General features: G+C 37.5%; 17 protein-coding genes. 11 read left to right on the plus strand and 6 right to left on the minus strand.

What is annotated here, in order from left to right:
* Nucleotides 1-1,317 (minus strand): nicotinamide mononucleotide adenylyltransferase, encoded by a 1,317-nt coding sequence (locus AC1RJ8_RS08645; RefSeq protein ID WP_492953470.1) that lies wholly within the window; start codon nt 1,315-1,317, stop codon nt 1-3.
* 377 nt (nt 1,318-1,694) lie between these two features.
* Entirely contained in the window at nt 1,695-2,129 is a 435-nt protein-coding gene (locus AC1RJ8_RS08650) for an Hsp20/alpha crystallin family protein (RefSeq protein WP_492953469.1), read from the minus strand.
* A 123-nt stretch (nt 2,130-2,252) separates the two neighbouring features.
* Between AC1RJ8_RS08650 and AC1RJ8_RS08655 the strand changes: the two genes are divergently transcribed.
* Nucleotides 2,253-2,693, plus strand: a complete 441-nt coding sequence (locus tag AC1RJ8_RS08655) for an acyl-CoA thioesterase (RefSeq protein WP_492953468.1) — start codon at nt 2,253-2,255, stop codon at nt 2,691-2,693.
* 85 nt (nt 2,694-2,778) lie between these two features.
* On the opposite strand, the gene AC1RJ8_RS08660 is transcribed toward AC1RJ8_RS08655, so the two are convergent.
* Both AC1RJ8_RS08660 and folB read right to left on the minus strand, forming a co-directional pair.
* Complete coding sequence (locus AC1RJ8_RS08660; protein WP_492953467.1) at nt 2,779-4,182, minus strand: FAD-binding oxidoreductase; 1,404 nt, start codon at nt 4,180-4,182, stop codon at nt 2,779-2,781.
* 2 nt (nt 4,183-4,184) lie between these two features.
* A complete protein-coding gene (gene folB / locus AC1RJ8_RS08665) occupies nt 4,185-4,553 on the minus strand; it encodes a dihydroneopterin aldolase (protein WP_492953466.1) in 369 nt (122 codons plus the stop codon).
* A gap of 113 nt (nt 4,554-4,666) precedes the next feature.
* On the opposite strand from folB, the gene AC1RJ8_RS08670 reads away from it, so the two are divergent.
* Genes AC1RJ8_RS08670 through AC1RJ8_RS08690 form a run of 5 tightly spaced genes read left to right on the plus strand, consistent with a single transcriptional unit; the run spans nt 4,667 to nt 9,990 of the window.
* The gene (locus tag AC1RJ8_RS08670) at nt 4,667-5,857 is read left to right on the plus strand and encodes an acyl-CoA dehydrogenase family protein (RefSeq protein ID WP_492953465.1); all 1,191 of its coding nucleotides are present in this window, start codon (nt 4,667-4,669) and stop codon (nt 5,855-5,857) included.
* A gap of 15 nt (nt 5,858-5,872) precedes the next feature.
* A complete protein-coding gene (locus AC1RJ8_RS08675) occupies nt 5,873-8,548 on the plus strand; it encodes a DUF3857 domain-containing protein (RefSeq protein ID WP_492953464.1) in 2,676 nt (891 codons plus the stop codon).
* Nucleotides 8,535-8,915, plus strand: a complete 381-nt coding sequence (locus AC1RJ8_RS08680) for an SRPBCC domain-containing protein (protein WP_492953463.1) — start codon at nt 8,535-8,537, stop codon at nt 8,913-8,915. Before AC1RJ8_RS08675 ends, AC1RJ8_RS08680 begins: the two co-directional genes overlap by 14 nt.
* A 7-nt stretch (nt 8,916-8,922) precedes the next feature.
* Complete coding sequence (locus AC1RJ8_RS08685; RefSeq protein WP_492953462.1) at nt 8,923-9,735, plus strand: hypothetical protein; 813 nt, start codon at nt 8,923-8,925, stop codon at nt 9,733-9,735.
* Nucleotides 9,736-9,777: 42 nt separating this feature from the next.
* Nucleotides 9,778-9,990, plus strand: a complete 213-nt coding sequence (locus AC1RJ8_RS08690) for a hypothetical protein (protein WP_492953461.1) — start codon at nt 9,778-9,780, stop codon at nt 9,988-9,990.
* A 64-nt stretch (nt 9,991-10,054) separates the two neighbouring features.
* Here AC1RJ8_RS08690 and lysA read toward each other — a convergent pair whose 3' ends face one another.
* On the minus strand, nt 10,055-11,224 hold the full coding sequence (gene lysA, locus AC1RJ8_RS08695; RefSeq protein WP_492953460.1) for a diaminopimelate decarboxylase: 1,170 nt from the start codon (nt 11,222-11,224) through the stop codon (nt 10,055-10,057).
* Between the two features lie 318 nt (nt 11,225-11,542).
* A complete protein-coding gene (locus tag AC1RJ8_RS08700; RefSeq protein WP_492953459.1) occupies nt 11,543-12,856 on the minus strand; it encodes an aspartate kinase in 1,314 nt (437 codons plus the stop codon).
* Nucleotides 12,857-13,201: 345 nt separating this feature from the next.
* Between AC1RJ8_RS08700 and AC1RJ8_RS08705 the strand changes: the two genes are divergently transcribed.
* From AC1RJ8_RS08705 to AC1RJ8_RS08725, 5 genes are all read left to right on the plus strand, one after another.
* Nucleotides 13,202-14,938, plus strand: a complete 1,737-nt coding sequence (locus AC1RJ8_RS08705; protein ID WP_492953458.1) for a phospho-sugar mutase — start codon at nt 13,202-13,204, stop codon at nt 14,936-14,938.
* Nucleotides 14,939-15,205: 267 nt separating this feature from the next.
* On the plus strand, nt 15,206-15,577 hold the full coding sequence (locus tag AC1RJ8_RS08710; protein ID WP_492953457.1) for a hypothetical protein: 372 nt from the start codon (nt 15,206-15,208) through the stop codon (nt 15,575-15,577).
* Nucleotides 15,578-15,778: 201 nt separating this feature from the next.
* On the plus strand, nt 15,779-16,549 hold the full coding sequence (locus AC1RJ8_RS08715) for an MbnP family protein (protein WP_492953456.1): 771 nt from the start codon (nt 15,779-15,781) through the stop codon (nt 16,547-16,549).
* Between the two features lie 27 nt (nt 16,550-16,576).
* Nucleotides 16,577-17,587: a cytochrome-c peroxidase gene (locus AC1RJ8_RS08720; protein ID WP_492953455.1), complete on the plus strand. Its 1,011-nt coding sequence runs from the start codon at nt 16,577-16,579 to the stop codon at nt 17,585-17,587.
* A 25-nt stretch (nt 17,588-17,612) separates the two neighbouring features.
* Entirely contained in the window at nt 17,613-18,527 is a 915-nt protein-coding gene (locus tag AC1RJ8_RS08725; RefSeq protein ID WP_493008044.1) for a transporter, read from the plus strand.
* Nucleotides 18,528-18,529 lie beyond the last annotated feature (2 nt).

Raw genomic sequence — 18,529 nt, forward strand, 5'->3', positions numbered from 1 at the left:
TTATGCCGTCTTCACCTCATCTTCACTATAATCCTTAATATCCGTAATATATCCATTTATCAAGAGGAAATCGAATAAAGGTTTTGCCTCTGGCGTAACTGGCATATTTGCCGTGGTAATTACCTCATTGGTCTTTTTGTCAAGGAAAGGATAAGCAAATAACCGCACATTGGTGTTAAACATATCGTTAACATAGCTTAATAACTGACCTGAATAATTTTCTCCGGTAAAATTTTTAGAATTGAATACAAATTTTAAGTTGTTGATGTTTGTTGCCAATCCAACACTTTTAGGTTTGCACCTTGCCAAATATTTCGCCAGACGGTTGTGGCGGGTAAAGTTAGATACGATCACGATGTTACCCGTATCGCACATTTCCTGTGCTCTTTTAGCCACTGTTTCCAGGTCGATATCATCAGGAGTTTCTTGTCCATCCGTTAAAACATTGGTTAACAAAACCTCTATCATGACCGCTAGGTTCCCCTCTTCGACTTTATTGGTACGTTTAAACTGATCGGTAGCTTTATTAAACAAGTTAAAGTTAGGCAATGATTTCTGGCCATATTTGGTCCTTAAAATCATAATATCCTTTTTGTATAAAAGATCTTTGGCCTGACGGGGATGTGCATCAGCATCGAAAATTGCTGCTGCCGAGAAATCCTTCATAATCATATACAGATTAAGCAGGATATTATCTACACCTGGAAAAGCCGGCCCTTTTACTGAAATCAGATCGATTTCTACAGATCCGATGGTTAAGTTATCAGCTAAAGATTCTACCATCAATTTTGGATCCTGATAGTGGTAAAATGCTGCATAAAGTAGGTTAACACCAATTATCCCTAAAACACGCTGTTGCATATTTACGTCTGTATCCAACAAACGTACATGGAAAAATATTTCATTTGGTAAACCACCTGGCTCGCTCTGGAAACGAAGTCCAACCCAGCCATGAGGCTCGTTGGTACGTTTATAATTCAGGGTAGTAACCGTATCAGCAAAGGCGAAAAATGTACGGCTTTCATATTTCTCCCCCGATAAACGCTCATTAAGTAAACCGAATTCGTGATCGAGCATCTGCAAAAGACGGTTCTGACTTACATAACGGCCATTGGTTTCTGCTCCATAAATAGCGTCGCTAAAAGTCATGTCGTAAGCCGACATCGTTTTGGCAACCGTTCCAGATGCTGCGCCAGCATTAAAAAAGTTTCTCGAAACTTCCTGTCCTGCTCCTATCTCGGCAAAGGTACCGTAAATTCGCGGGTCAAGGTTTATTTTAAGTGCTTTACGCTTTGTATCCAGAATTTCTCTCTCCATGCCGCAAAAGTACGAAAAATGAGATTAAGGTGATTTTAAGAATGTAACTTAAAATCAATCTAAATACTTAAGCGGCGAGAAGACCTTAAGGCAACGTCATTTCGATCCGATAGTTATCTGATGAAGCGAAGCGGAATGGAGAAATCTAATATCTTTATTCAACTAGACAGATTTCTCCACTGCGGTCGAAATGACGACCTCACTTAAAAAAATAAGGTTAATGCCATCCAGCATTAACCTTATAAACCTAAACTTAAACTATTATGAAACCTGCATCAGTCACCTGTCACATCTACATCAAATCCACTTGATGCAAGCTTCATAACCTTTGAAAAAACTAAACTATTATGAAAAATCCTCTCTCGAGAAAATCTTTATTACGATACTACAATTTCTTTGTGTTGCAATTTAGCATCGTCTTTTTTGCTGATGTTGATCGATAATATACCGTCTTTGTATTCAGCAGTAATGTTATCACCATCGGCACTATCTGGTAAATTAAATGATCTTGCAAATGAGCTGTAATCAAATTCTTTACGTGTAAAATCTTTAGCTACCTGGGTTTCGTCTTTTTTAACTTCTGCCCAAACAGAAAGTGTGTCTTTTTTTAAATTGATCTGAAAATCTTCTTTCTTTAAACCTGGAGCAGCCAACTCGATTACATACGCAGCTTCATGTTCGTAAATATTCACATTTGGCGATTTATCAACCATTTTGTTTTTAGTTACTGCATCGCTAAACAATGAATCAAAAACATTGTTAAAGTAAGGAGCTGTGTTACGGGTTCTGTTGTTAAAATTTACTAGTGTCATATCGCTTATTCTTTATTTTTTAATTTTTAAATTGATAATACACCATATTCAACTTACATACCAAATCAAAAATTTATGATCTTTAAGACATTTTGGCAAAATAAATCCAAATCAAAAGACAAATTGGCAGAAATAAAGGGTTTTTCAGACAAATTCAACTATAAAACCAATATCCATTTGCGCTTTATTGATTTCGATATGATGGGGCATGTAAACAATTCCATATATTTTACTTATTTAGAAATCGCCAGAACCAAGTATTGGGAAGAAATTATAAAATGGGACTGGAAGAAAACCGGAATCGTAATTGCCCACGCAGAACTGGATTATATTTTACCTATCGTAATGAATGATAAAATTGCTATTCATGTAAAAACATCCAGGATTGGTACCACCAGTTTCGATCTCGACTACCAGATCGTTAAGATAAAAGGAACAGAAGAGATCATCTGCAGTAAGGGAAAAACGGTTTGCATTGCTGTTGATTACGCCACAAGCAGACCAACTGCGATCCCAGAAGAGGAAAAACAGAAAATGCTGGGGTTCGAACAGCTAGAACAATAAAATAGTCGGCATGCTGAACTTGTTTCAGCATCTATATACTTTTTACAATTAAGACCCTGAAACAAGTTCAGGGTGACAAATAAAATTAATCAGGCATAATTTTGCCAGGATTTAATATCCCCTTTGGATCGAAAACCTTTTTAATACCCCGCATTAAATTAAGATGGATTTCGGAATATTTGATTGGCATAAACTCTTTTTGCACCAAACCAATTCCGTGTTCGCCAGATAATGTGCCACCTAAAGCCGTTGTTAATTCGAATATTTCGGCAATGCCAAATTTAAGTTTGTTTTTCCAGTCTTCATCGCTCATTCCAGCTTTAATGATGTTTACGTGCAGGTTTCCATCACCGGCATGGCCATAACAAACACTTTCGAAACCGTATTTTGCACCAATTTCTTTTATACCATTAACCAATTTAGGTAAAGCCGCACGCGGTACCACAGTATCTTCTTCTTTATACACCGAATTAGATTTAACCGATTCGGCCATTGTTCTGCGCATCCGCCAGAGTTCTTCTTTTTGAGCAGCGGTATCTGCAAATAAAACTTCTGTACAGTGATGTTCTTCTAAAACAACATTGGTTTTTTCGCAATTTTTAAAAATGTCATCCAAATCATCTCCATCAAACTCAATCATCAATAACGCAGCAACATCATCTTTTAAATCAAATTTAATATCATCAAATTTAATTACCCATTCCACTCCTTTCCGCTCCATAAACTCTAAAGCCGATGGTGTTACCCCCGCCCTAAAAATTGCAGAAACCGCTGCGCATGCATCTTCGTTCGTACTAAAAGCGCCCATCATTAAAACCGATTGACTAGGTTTAGGCAATAATTTGGTAACGATTTTGGTTACCACCGCTAAGGTACCTTCAGAACCGATCATCAACTGGGTTAAATTATAACCAGATGCATATTTTAAGGTATTTGCGCCTGTCCAAATGATATCGCCGTTAGGCAGAACCACTTCTAGATTGAGAATGTATTCACGTATCGTTCCATACTTCACTACTCTTGGCCCACCAGAACCATGGGCCACATTGCCACCAATAAAACAAGATCCTTTGCTACTTGGATCAACTGGGTAAAGAAGTCCTTTTTCGGCTACAGCATTGATGAATTCTTCGGTAATTACACCCGGCTCAACAGTTGCCTGCAGGTTTTCAGTATCAATATCTAAGATAGCCTTAAACTTCTCCATCGATAAAGAAACACCACCATAAATGGGCAAAGCAGCCCCACTCAACCCCGTCCCACCTCCACGCGGCGTGACCGGAACATGGTGTGCATTACATATTTTTAATAAAGCAGAAACCTCTTCAGATGTTGTAGGCTTCACTACAACTTCTGGCTGATAACGCAAATCCTCCGTTTCATCGTGACTGTAATTATCTAAACTTTCTACATCAGTAAAAACTTTATCTGCTCCAATGGCAGCCTTAATTTCTGCTAAAATCTCAGCATTTATCTTTGTAAAATTCATTTTTAGTTGACTGATGTGTAAGTAAGTTTAACAAAGGAATGTCCAATCTGGCCAGGCATTGGTGGGTTTAATTTTTTCATACTCACCTGTACCATCTCAACAAAAGGATACAATTTGATAACTTTCGAAATGATATTCTTCAAAACTGTTTCTAAAAGCTTTTGTGCGTGCTGCATTTCTTCCATGATGATGTGATTCAGATCCTCGTAATTAACCGTCTGTGCCAGTTCATCATCAAAACCTTGCGGTGTAAACTCTGTCTCAAGATCTACAACAAAATGATTTCCAATAAGTTGCTCTTCCGGATAATACCCATGCAAGGCAAAGCACTTTACATCTTTTAACGCTACGGTTTGTTTGAAATGGTTCATGTATGTTTTGTATGCTGCAAAATTAATTTTTTATTCATGAATATAATGCCCCTTGCCGTAAATTGTTACCTTTGAAATTAACGCGAGTTCTTAACCAGATAACACGAAATTACATGAGCAAATCAGTAAAAAAAGACCTGTACGAGGCCCCAGACTATTATTTATTGGATGAATTGTTAACCGATGAGCACAAATTAATCCGTGCTACGGCTAGAGATTGGGTAAAAAAAGAAGTGAGCCCGATTATTGAAGATTATGCGCAAAAAGCAGAATTCCCAAAACATTTAATAAAAGGCCTGGCGGATATTGGTGCTTTCGGTCCAACTATTCCGGTTGAGTATGGTGGTGCAGGTTTAGATTATACCGCTTATGGAATTTTGATGCAGGAGATTGAACGTGGTGATTCTGGTATCCGTTCCACAGCCTCTGTACAGGGTTCGTTAGTAATGTATCCTATTTATGCTTATGGTACTGAAGAACAACGTAAAAAATACCTGCCAAAACTGGCGAGTGGCGAAATGATGGGCTGTTTTGGATTAACAGAACCTGATCACGGCTCTAACCCGGGCGGAATGGTAACCAATATCAAAGACGCAGGAAGTCACTACATATTAAACGGTGCCAAAATGTGGATCAGTAATGCACCATTTGCCGATATTGCAGTAGTCTGGGCAAAAGACGAATCAGGAAAAATAAGGGGATTAGTTGTGGAACGCGGAATGGAAGGGTTTTCGACTCCTGAAACACACAACAAATGGAGTTTACGTGCATCAGCTACTGGCGAACTGGTTTTCGATAATGTTAAAGTGCCAAAAGAGAATATTTTTCCCGAAATTAGTGGATTAAAAGGTCCGCTAGGTTGCTTAAACCAGGCACGTTACGGCATTGCCTGGGGCGCTTTGGGCGCAGCAATGGACTGTTATGATACTGCTTTGCGCTACTCGAAAGAACGTGTACAGTTTGGAAAACCCATTGGAGGTTTCCAGTTACAGCAAAAGAAACTGGCCGAAATGGTGACCGAAATTACCAAGGCCCAGCTGTTGGTTTGGCGTTTAGGCGTACTGAAAAGTGAAAACAGGGCTTCTGCAGAACAAATATCGATGGCCAAAAGGAACAGTGTAGAAATTGCACTAGACATCGCCCGTAATGCCCGCCAAATGCTTGGCGGAATGGGAATTACCGGAGAATATTCAATTATGCGCCACATGATGAACTTAGAATCGGTAGTAACCTACGAGGGTACACACGATATACATTTACTGATCACCGGAATGGATGTAACCGGATTAAACGCATTTAAATAAACTATTAATTAAAATATGCTAAATAAAAACGCTCTCAAAAAACTTATTCTACTTGTTTTAGCTTTTTGGATCAATATATCTTTTGCCCAAAAAAATAATTTTTTCATTTCCAAAACTGAACCACGGTGGCTACAAAAAGTAAAAACTGTTGATAAACGGCCGGCAGCAAGAGATGTTCAGGATGGTTGGTATTTATTTCTTTATGAGCAACAAACCAATATAGAAACATCAGAAGAATACGAGCATGATATCCGTGAGATTATTTCAGATACAGGTGTACAAAATGGCTCTGAAATATCGGTTACCTTTGATCCATCTTACCAGAAACTTGTTTTTCATAAAATAATTATCTGGAGAGATAACAAACCTATTGATAAACTTAACGCCAGTAATTTCAAAATTATCCAGAATGAGAAAGAGCTCAATAAATTTATTTATAGCGGAACATTTAATGCTTATTTAATTTTAGATGATGTCCGAAAAGGAGATAGAATTGACTTTTCGTACACTATTATAGGAAAAAATCCAGTTTTCGATTCGCGCTACAGCAACATCATTTATTTTGAAGGCGGAAGTCAAATCTCAAATGTTTATGCTAGCCTGCTTTTTAATAAGAAACGCGATATACAACTCAAAAACTTCAACTTTGTTCCTCCTCTAAAAACTACGGAGACAGGTGATTTAAAAATATACCAATGGCAAAGCCAGGTATCTAAAACTTTCACCAGTTACGACTATGAACCCGATTGGTACAACCCTTACGGACGGGTTCAAATCAGTGAATACCACAGCTGGAAAGACATAGTAGATTGGTCTGTACGTTTAAACACTTACGACTTAAAAAGTTCAGTCATCCTTAATGCTAAGGTCAAGGAGCTAAAAGCTAAATCAAACAACAATCCAGAACAATATTTACAACTTGCTACCCGGTTTGTACAAGACGAGATCAGGTATATGGGGGTAGAAATGGGACAGTATTCCCATCGCCCAAATTCTCCTGAAAAAGTTTTAAGACAACGCTACGGCGACTGTAAAGACAAGTCGCTTTTACTCGTTTACCTATTAAAAAATATGGGTATACAGGCCTATCCCGTATACATAAACACCTATCTAAAGAATAAAACAAAAGAAAGGTTACCCTCAACAGGCGCATTTGACCATGTTGTGGTATTAGTTGAATTTAAGAATAAAAAAATCTGGATTGATGCAACCATGTCTGATCAGCGTGGACCTATAACAGAAAATTATTTCCCTTACTCTGCAAGTGTTCTGGTAATAAAACCTGGCAACGACAAACTTGAAGAGGTTAAAAGCAATCCCAAGGGAAAAATTGATGCCACTTCAATTTTTAATGTACCGGATACAATCCTGGGCAAAAAAGCGACCCTCCAAATTAAAACAGTCTACACACACAATTGTGCCGATCAGATCAGGGCAGATTTAAATAGTGATGGGACAGATAAACTAGAAAAGGATTATTTAAGTTATTATTCAAAACTATACCCTGGTATACAAACTGTAAAAAACATAACTGTCAAAGATGATGAGACCAACAACATTGTTTATTTAACTGAAAATTATGAGATTGACAACATTTGGGTAAGAGACGATTCACTTTCTAATAGATTTGACATCTATTTTTATGGCGATCTGATCAGCAATGATTTAAGAAAACTCAAAAAATCGCGTGATGTACCAATGGATCTTGTTTACCCATGCAATATCAATCAAAAACTAAAAATCATTTTCCCAGATAATTGGGACCTTAAAGACAATAAATTTAGTGTTGATCGACCTAGCTATAAATTTAATTACACGCAGAAAAGCGAATCAGATACTTTAACAATAAATTATAACTATCAAAACTTAACCGATGAAATTTCGGGTGCCGATACCAAACAATACATTAAAGATAGAAGCAATATAATGGATAAACTGAGCTACAGTTTATATTGGGGTAATGACTATGAGACGGAAAATGAATCGGATTTAAATTACTGGATGGTAACTTTATGCGTATTTGTTTTCATCATAATGATGGGTGTGTGCGTATTTATCTATACCCGAAAAAGACCGTTTGACCTTGAAGAAATAAAAGATGCTCCAAAAATCGGTGGCTGGCTCATTGTTGCAGGCATTGGAATTGTGGTTTTACCGTTTACCTCGCTATTTACTATAATTAAAGCAGAAACATTTAGTCAAAGTGTTTGGGATAACCTTGATCGTTACGATAGATTTACAACGTTCATTTACCAACTCTGTTTGCTTATGGAAGCGGCATTAAACATGTGTATGATTGCATTTAGCATACTCGTGATATTTTTATTTTTTAACCGCCGAAAAATATTTACAAAATATTATATAGGACTGAAAATAGCCGCTATTATTGTCGCCATTCTAGATTTCGCATTTCTGTTTGCAATGGGTAATCATATAGGTAATCAACTCTTTACCGCCTCAGATGCTACGGCGTTAATTAGAAAAATAATCATTTGTTCGCTTTGGATAGCTTATTTTATTAAATCTACCCGCGTAAAAAGTACCTTTGTATTTACGTATCCGGCATCAGCATGGAGAACGGCTGTGATTAAAGACATAAATGAGAACTTCAGGATTAACAACCTCAAGATTGAAGAAGCTATACCTGATAAGCTAGAAAGAATAGATATAAAAGAAAATGAAAGATTTTAAAAGATACACCTACATACCTGCCCCACCAGAAGAAGTTTATTTAGCCCTTACAAAAGAAACCAGCATAAAACTATGGACTGGTGCTGAAGTAGAATTTGAAGAATTGCCAGAAACAGAATTTTCTTTCTGGGATGGAGATATCACGGGCAAAAACATTGAGTTTGTTTACGGTAAACAGATTGTTCAACAATGGTATTTTGGAGAAGAAAACGAACCTTCTATCGTAACGATCAAACTTCACGAAGATAAAAAAGGAACTTCACTGGAGTTTAAACAAACCAATATTCCCGATGAAGATTATAAAGATTTTACAGATGGGATCCAGGAATATTTCTTGGGAGGTCTGGTAGATTTCTTTGATGAATAGATAAAAAATGAAAACTAAAATTACCGCTCTTTCTTCTTTACTTTTCCTTACCGCATTTACTTCCTGTACATCTTTGCTTACTCCAGCTATATTAGGGAACAACATGGGTTATATGCCAAAAGCAATGGGTGCAGACAGTGTTAAAACGTTAACGAATGTATCAGCAAGTTATGCTGGTTCTACTTCACCAAGCGCTGGTACGGATTTCGAATTGGGAATGGCAAATATAAGCCAGTCGCATACTTTCAAAAAATCAAACATTTCTTATGGTATTTTCGCTTACGCTGGAAAAGCTTCAGGTGGAGAAAACGACAATGATGCAGAAAATTTAAAGAATTATCTTCCATCCTTTAAAAAATCGATCAGTGGCGTTGGTTTAAGATTTTCTGCCGGCCTACACAACACTTCAGCTAACGGAAATACAGATTTCAGGTACATTAACTTTGAAAATGCACTTAGCTTCGAAGGTGGAGCTTATACCAAATTCAGACAAGAGGTTTACAGTAATCCTATTCCCGATTACGTAGCGGTAACAAACAGGAAGGTACTTTGGACAACAGGGTTATCTACTGAGGTAATCTGGAGCGCTAGAAATGACCACGATATAAGGCACGCATTTAGATTTTTTCTTGGAGGTACACCTAATTTTGCAAATAGTTTCAGATCTGGCGTAAAAGCCTACGATGAAATTAATGGAAAAAATTCATTCGGTTGGGTTTTTAACTATTTCTTATACATCAAGCGATTTTCGCTTTCTTATGAAATGGCTGACAATGTTAATTATGCGCAAAAGATAAGTCTCGGTTATTCATTTCAATAAAACATAATAGACCTGATGCTGTTCTGATATAAATAAAATATTATGAACAGAACATTAGGGATTATATTAATGGTTGTGGGTATTGCTATGCTCATCTGGACTGGCTTCTCTTATACCAAAAAAGAAAAAATTGTTGATGCAGGTCCCATTCAAATATCTGCCGATAAAGAAAAATCTGTCAATTGGCCTCCTTATGCAGGTGGTATTATTCTAATAGCTGGTGTAATTGTATTTGTAGCGTCGAAGAAGAAATAATTGATTTGTCATTCTGAGCCTGTCGAAGAACTTTGAAGCATTTCGACAGGCTCAATGTGACAATTTATATCTCTGAACTATAAACCGATCTTATCGCATCCCTTAAGTTATACTTCGAAGCCATCACCTCTCCATAGGCACCAGCGCTACGGATGGCAAAAATATCACCCCTGAACGATTCAGGCTGCTCTACTTCTTTACCAAAGCAATCGGTACTTTCACAGATTGGCCCTACGATATCGTATTTAACGACTTCGGACTTCGAATCTGTTACTCCAGACTGGCTGAGGTTTTCGATTTTGTGATAGGCTTGATATAGGGCTGGGCGCATCAATTCAGTCATACCGGCATCTAAAACCACGAAGTTTTTCTTCTTTCCGTTTTTAATGTAAAGCACACGGGTAATCAATGAGGCCGATTGACCAACCAATGCTCTTCCCAATTCAAAATGTACTTCCTGACCAGGTTTAACAGTCAAAAATTCATTAAAAATCTTAAAATAAGATTCAAAGTCAGGAATCTGATGGTCAGGATTGTAATAATCAATGCCTAAGCCGCCACCAACATTTAATACTTTTAGGTTAAAACCTTTATCTTCAAACCAGGTTGCAAATTCGTTTACACGTACACATAGGTTTTTGTACACATCCAGATTGGTAATCTGAGAACCGATATGAAAATGAATACCGATAAATTTCAGATTTGGAGATGCCTTTAAAGTTTCTGCGCACTCAGGCAAATCCCATGAGTTGATCCCAAATTTATTTTCGTCTAAACCAGTGGTAATGTTGTGATGTGTATGAGCATCAACATTAGGATTGATGCGAATGGCCACCTGAGCTGTTTTACCTTTTTTACCGGCAAGTTCATTTAGTACTTCTAATTCCTGGATAGATTCTACATTAAAGCAGAAAATATCAAGATCAAGGGCTTCGTTGATTTCTTTATCCGATTTACCTACTCCGGCAAAAACGATTTTTTGGTGATCGAAACCTACTTCAACTGCTCTTCTCACCTCTCCTGCACTCACGCAATCTGCACCGAAACCAATCTCTTTGATCTGGTTTAACAGCACACTATTAAAATTCGCCTTTAGTGCATAGTGGATGTGAAATTGATATGGAGCAGCTGCATCTGCGCAGGTACGCAAGGTTTTTTGCAACAGATCGGTATCATAGTAGTAAAAAGGCGTTTCTATATTGTTAAACTTTGATATATCTTTATCGGCGAACATGTTCAAATTCCTTATTATAATTTTAATTTTATTCTTTGGGCTAATTTATTTGGGTAACTACCTGGATTTAAAGCATGGAAGAATTACCCAGAAACAATACAATGGAAAAGTCCGGTTTTTTATCGTGTTACTCTTCATTGTACTGTTTCTCTTATTTATCAAAAAATGAAAATAGCGGCCGCCATATTTATTATGCTTATTCTTTCTGCAGGATTGTATAATTCTTACAAAAAACATAAAAACGGTTTGCTACCGGCAAGCTTTCTGGCTTTTCACTTCCTTATCGGATTGCTGGTAATAATCGGCGCTTTTTTCCTCCTATTCGAATAACCTATTGTGCAGGCTTCTTAAAGCTTCGGTTTTATACTCACTTAATATTAAAAGTGAAACGTTGTAATTGCTTCCTCCATAAGAAATCATACGGATTGGAATGTGTTTTAAACCTTCTAAAACCCTGCTGGCAAAACCATGCTTCTCCGAACCAAAATCGCCCACTACACACACAATGCTGTGATCGGTATCTACTTCTACTGTTCCAAAACTTTCCAACTCTTCGATAATCTGCGGCAAATGAGCTGTTTCATCAATGGTTAACGATACAGCAACCTCAGAAGTGGTAATCATATCAATCGGTGTTTTATAACGTTCAAAAACTTCAAAAACCCTTCGTAAGAAACCATAAGCCAACAACATACGGCTAGATTGGATACGGATTGCCGTAATGCCATCTTTCGCTGCTATGGATTTGATCTTTCCTTTTTCGCTATCATGGGTAATCAACGTCCCCGCTGCTGAAGGTTCCATCGTGTTTAACAAACGAACCGGAATTTTATATTTCTGTGCCGGGAAAACCGATTGAGGATGCAAAATCTTTGCGCCAAAATAAGCCAACTCAGCCGCTTCATCAAAAGATAACTGTGCTATTGGTTTAGTGCCCTTAACAATACGTGGATCGTTGTTGTGCATGCCATCAATATCCGTCCAGATTTGAACTTCTTCCGCCATAATTGCAGCACCCAATAATGATGCGGTATAATCACTACCACCACGACGTAGATTATCTACCTCGCCAAAACTGTTACGGCAGATATAACCCTGTGTGATAAATAATTTATTGTCTTTATGCTGCTCCAAAAGCGGCATTAAATGTTTCGTTGTAAAAGGAATATCAGGTTCGTTATCTTCATCCGTTTTCATAAAATCTAATGCTGGTAACAATACAGACGGTACACCGATAGATTTTAAATAAATATGGTATAAAGTTGTAGATAACAATTCGCCTTGAGCCAACACTACTTTCTCTTCGATAGAAGTAAAAATATCGTTCGCCAAGCCAGCTAAGAAACCAAAGTGATAATCGATCACTTCATTTCCCTGCTCTTGAAATTCGGCAGCCGGCAACAATTCAACAACAAAAGCTTTATATTTCTGGTATAGATTTTCGACACACTCGCTTCCCTTCTTCTTATCTCCAGCTAAAAAATAATTTGCAATTTCTACTAAACTATTTGTAGTACCAGACACGGCCGATAATACTACAATCTGCTCTTCATTTGGATTAACGATATCCAACAACTTCGTCATGCGCTCAGGACTACCTACAGAAGTACCCCCAAATTTTAATATTTTCATTTACTTGCCTATTGTTTTTTAACGGTAATGAAGCTATCAGATTTTTTATCCCAGGTGTGGTTTGAAATCATGATGGTTCCATCTATTTATTAATTGTTTTTTACCCAAGATCAAACGACGCTAACTTTACCTGTTTTACAACTATTTTAAAAAAGTTACATTCGCCTCACATTAATACTGGATTTTCTTTATTATTGTATCGGGGCGTGAAATTAAACAAAAGCAGCTTAAAAGCAACACCCTCAACAAAATAAAATTTGGATGGGCTGAAATAAATACGTTTCAACCAAACATCATTCAATAAAATTTGTTCAACACCAGATATTAAATTTAAAAAACAGCTCAATGCAGGCAATTGACCAATCAACACAAGCCACAATTAATCAGTGGTTAAGTGGAAATTATGATGAAAATACCAAGGCAGAAATACAGGCCCTTGTGGATACAGATGCAACTACCGAATTAACAGATGCATTTTATAGAAGTTTAGAGTTCGGAACGGGCGGTTTACGTGGAATTATGGGTGCAGGCTCCAATCGCATCAACAAGTACACTATCGGAACGGCTACACAGGGATTAGCGAATTATTTAAACAACAAATACCCTAACGAAAAAATCAAGGTTGCCATTGCCCACGATAGTCGCAACAACTCTGATTATTTTGCTAAAATTACAGCTGATGTTTTCTCTGCAAACGGCATCCATGTTTATTTCTTCTCTGCATTAAGACCAACTCCAGAACTTTCTTTCGCTGTGCGCCATTTTGGTTGCAAAAGCGGTGTAATGTTAACCGCATCGCATAATCCTAAAGAATATAATGGTTATAAAGCCTATGGCGCAGATGGTGGTCAATTTACTTCTCCAGATGATAAATTGGTGATCGATGAAGTAAATAAGATTAAAAGTATTGATGAAGTTAAATTCGACCGCGTTGAAGCCAATATCGAACTGATTGGCGAAGACGTAGATAAACTATATTTAGATGGAATCACTGCACTTTCGATTTCTCCTGAAGCCATAAAAAGACAGCACGATTTAAAAATTGTATACTCTCCTATTCACGGAACTGGAATTACTCTGGTACCAAAAGCTTTGGCTCAGTTTGGTTTTACAAACGTAACTTTAGTTGAAGAGCAAAGTACACCTGATGGAAATTTCCCTACCGTAGTGTACCCAAATCCAGAGGAAAAAGATGCATTGACTTTGGCGATGAATAAAGCAAAAGAAATAGATGCTGATTTAGTTTTGGCTACCGATCCTGATGCTGACCGTGTAGGTATTGCAGTAAAAGATAATAATGGCGAGTGGGTACTGCTTAACGGCAACCAAACAGGCAGTTTATTAATCAATTACCTATTATCCGCTTGGCAAGACAGTGGCAAATTAGATGGCAATCAGTTTATTGTAAAAACTATTGTAACCTCTAACCTCATCGAAGAAATTGCCAAAAAGAAAAATGTAACCTACTACAACACCTTAACTGGGTTTAAATACATTGGTCAGTTAATGACAGAACTAGAAGGTAAGAAATACTTTATTGGTGGTGGAGAGGAGAGTTATGGTTATTTAATCGGCGATTTGGTACGTGATAAAGATGCGGTGGTTTCTGCAGCTTTTATCTCTGAAATGACTGCTTATTACAAAGATAAGGGTGCAAGTTTATACAATGCATTATTAGATATGTACGTAGAATATGGCCTTTACAAAGAAGACTTAGTTTCACTAACCAAAAAAGGCAAATCAGGTGCTGAAGAAATTAAAGCGATGATGGTGAAATTCAGAGAAAACCCTCCTGCAACATTAGGTGGCTCGAAAGTTTCGGTACTGAAAGATTACGAATTAAGTCAGCAAACTGATTTAGCAACCGGAAAAGTAAGCAAACTGGATTACCCAACTTCTGATGTTTTACAGTTCATTACAGAAGATGGCAGTATCGTTTCTGCGCGTCCGAGCGGAACGGAACCTAAAATTAAATTCTATTGCAGTGTAAATGCGCCATTAGCCGATAGAAAAGACTTTGATCAGGTTAACGCACAACTTGGCGAAAAAATCAAAGCGGTAATGGCTGATTTGCAGGCATAGTTTTCTTAGTGTCGTCATCTCGACTGAAGCGCAGCAGAATGGAGAGATCTATCTATAAATAGATTTCTCGACTGCGTTTCACTCCGCTCGAAATGACGACATTATTTTCTTCAATTTATTTGTGTTCTCAAGTTTCCGTGGCAAATAATAAAGCCTAAGCGAGACGCTAAGACCAGACAAGAGTTTTTAACATCAAAAAAGTGCTGCGTCTTTCTTAATTTTTCTTTGCTGCAACCAATTTCTTTAATACTTTTGCAGCGCAATACCATGTTCAAAAAATTCTTAATATATCTTATCATTACATGTACCGTTTCTAACGGCGCCATGCAATTGGTGATCTATTCTGGTTATAAAATGAACAAAGAATACATTACAAGTGTATTTTGTATTAATAAAGAACATCCGGAATTGCATTGTGATGGGCAGTGTTTCTTAGCCAAAAAATTAAAAGACCTTGATGGTAAAAATAAACAGGCTCAGGAAAATCTGAAAAGAGTTGTAGAGGCTGAACCAAGATTTCAGACTGTTGCATTAAACCACCATCTTCCTTATTTTATCATCACTTCAGAAAATCTTTACATCGAAAAACCGGTAAAAGATCTTTCCATCTCTATTTTTCATCCGCCGAAAACGGTTTAAGTAAGTTTTTAATTTTTATGCGTTTGTATCGCCATTGCAAAGTTTTGACCATTTGTCATTCTGAGCGAAGCGAAGAATCTGTTTCATAAAAACTACAACAATCTGTCATTGCTATGCTGTTAATTTCTGCTTGATTCTAGAGATTCTTCATTGCATTCAGAATGACAACAAATTATTTTTTACTTATCCAATTTTCTTAAAATGAAATTATCACAATACTTTTTGGCATTGTTATGCCCTATTATACTATTATCTTCTTGTAAAAAAAGCACTGACGAAGTTGCTGCAGATACCAAATCTACTTTCTCTATAGAATTCGAAAATCAGGTAAACGGAAATCCGTTAGTTTTAAATACCACAACTTACAAAAATGCCAAAGGCGAAGATTTTAAGATCAATGTATTTAAATACTACGTAAGCAATATCAAATTAAGCAAAGCCGATGGAACTAGTTATCTGATTCCTGAAAGTTATTTCTTAATTGATGCTTCGAAAGCAGAATCTACTAACATTACGCTAAAAGATGTACCAACAGGCGATTATACCAAAATAGAATACACCATTGGCGTAGATTATGCCCGTAATTTTGCTGGTGCACAAACAGGAGCCCTAGATCCAATCAACGGCATGTTCTGGACTTGGAACAGCGGCTACATATTTGTTAAATTAGAAGGGACTTCACCACAATCTCTCGCATCTGGAAATACAATTACCTTCCACATTGGTGGCGTTACCGATCCAAACAATACCATTAGAACTTTTGCTACGGAGATTAACGCGGCAAACCCACTTCGTGTGAGAACAGATGGCAAACCTAATATGCACTTTAAGGTAAATGCAGCTGCATTATTTACAGGTAAAACCGATGTGAGTTTTGCCACTTTGAATATGACCATGGGTGGAGCAAATTCCATAATTGTAGCCAACAACTATGCAAATGGCTTATTTCGTTTAGATCATATCCACAACTAAATGTTAAGGAAAATAACTGTATTCGCAATGCTTTTTTTAAGCATTGCGTTGATGTATGCCTGTAGCAAAAACGAAGATGAGGTAACGCCTGAGGAAAAGAAAATTACCTTTTCGGTTCCTGCCAACTTCCCTGCTCCGGTATACAACTTCGAAGATAATAAACTAAGTAATGCAGGTTTTGCACTGGGCAAGAAGTTATTTTACGAAGCCCGCTTATCGGCCGATAAAAGCGTTTCATGTGGAAGTTGTCACCAGCAATTTGCAGCTTTTACACAACTTGATCATAAAGTAAGCCATGGCGTAAATAATTGCCAGGGAAAACGAAATACCCCTCCGTTATTTAACCTGGCCTGGCAAAAAGCTTTCTTTTGGGACGGCGGTGTAAAAAACATCGAAACTTCGCCACTAAACGCCATTACCGATGCCTGCGAGATGGGTACTGATATACAAACAATCGTTGCGTTCCTGAAAAACACGGCTCCCTATCCCGATTTATTTAAACAGGCCTTTGGTTCAACAGAAATCAATTCGCAGCTGATTTTAAAGTCGATTACTCAATTTACGGCAGCACTGGTTTCGGGCAATTCGAAATACGATAAAGTAATGCGCAAAGAGAGCGGCGTTTCTTTTACCTCAGCAGAATTGGCGGGTTACAATCTGTTCAAAGAAAAATGCACCTCCTGCCATGCAGAACCATTTTTCACGGATTTTTCTTATCGCAGTAACGGATTAGACCTGGTAAGTACCGATGAAGGCCGATCGCACATTACCGGCATAGCTTCAGACTTTGGAAAATTCCGGGTACCTACTTTACGCAATATCGAATATACCAGCCCATACATGCACGATGGACGCTTTTACAGTTTGGACGAGGTTTTAGCGCATTACAATTCTGGCGTAAAAGCCTCAACAAATCTTGATGCACAATTGAAAAATGGTATCACTTTAAATACAACAGAAAAAGAGCAGATCAAAGCTTTTCTAAAAACACTAACAGACAATGAATTTATTAAAAATACATTATACAGCGAGTCGTAAACTATTGATTTTAGTTTTCGTACTCATGAGCGGCCAAGTTTTTGCCTGCGACATCTGCGGCTGTTTTATGGGCATTACACCCTATTATAACCGCAATAGCATCAGCGTTTTATACCGTTACCGTTCGTTTAGCGGTTACGAAGGGCAATCGCATTCCTTATTCCCTAATGCAGGAAATTTCTTTATCCCAGCACGAAGTCAGGACTCACCAATAACCAATCATGCTGGCAATCCTGATGATTATGAACTTTACCGTTCTTTAGAGGTTAGAGGTAAATATTTCATCAACAGCAAACTGGAAATTAATGCCATTTTACCCTATGTTTCCAATAGCGAGCGCTACAATGGTTATACTTCTTCTATTTCTAGCATGGGTGATATTAACCTGTATGCTGGCTATCATATCGTGCAAAAACTTGAAGATAATTTTAAACAACAATTGATTGCCGGAGCTGGTATAAAATTGCCAACAGGCAAAAACGATTTCAAAAATACGGCAGGTATCCGTTATTCGTCGTTGATGCAGGCCGGAACCGGAAGTACTGATGGTTTTGTATACCTAAACTATATGGTAGGTTTGGGCAAATTTGGTGCAAGTTTAAACACTTCTTATAAAGTTAACGGTACCAATAGCCGCGATGAAGGTATTGCGAATAGTACCACCAGTTTCCTGAATATTTTTTACACCCAAAGAATTGGGAAAGATGTTCAGGTGATGCCCTCTGCACAGTTTTTTTATGAATATTCTGGTGGAGAAAAGTACAAAGGTCAAAAAACCGGAGAACACGTCATGAATAACCTCATGGGCGGCGCAGGTGTAGATATTTTTTATAAAAATGTAGCACTAAACGCTGGAGTACAAAAAAACATTTGGGAAGCTGAAACCGATCATCCAATGAGTGCCGGAAAGGTTTATGTTGGAATTACTTATAATTTTTAAAT

This window comes from Pedobacter sp. GW822-FHT03F06 (assembly GCF_058801365.1).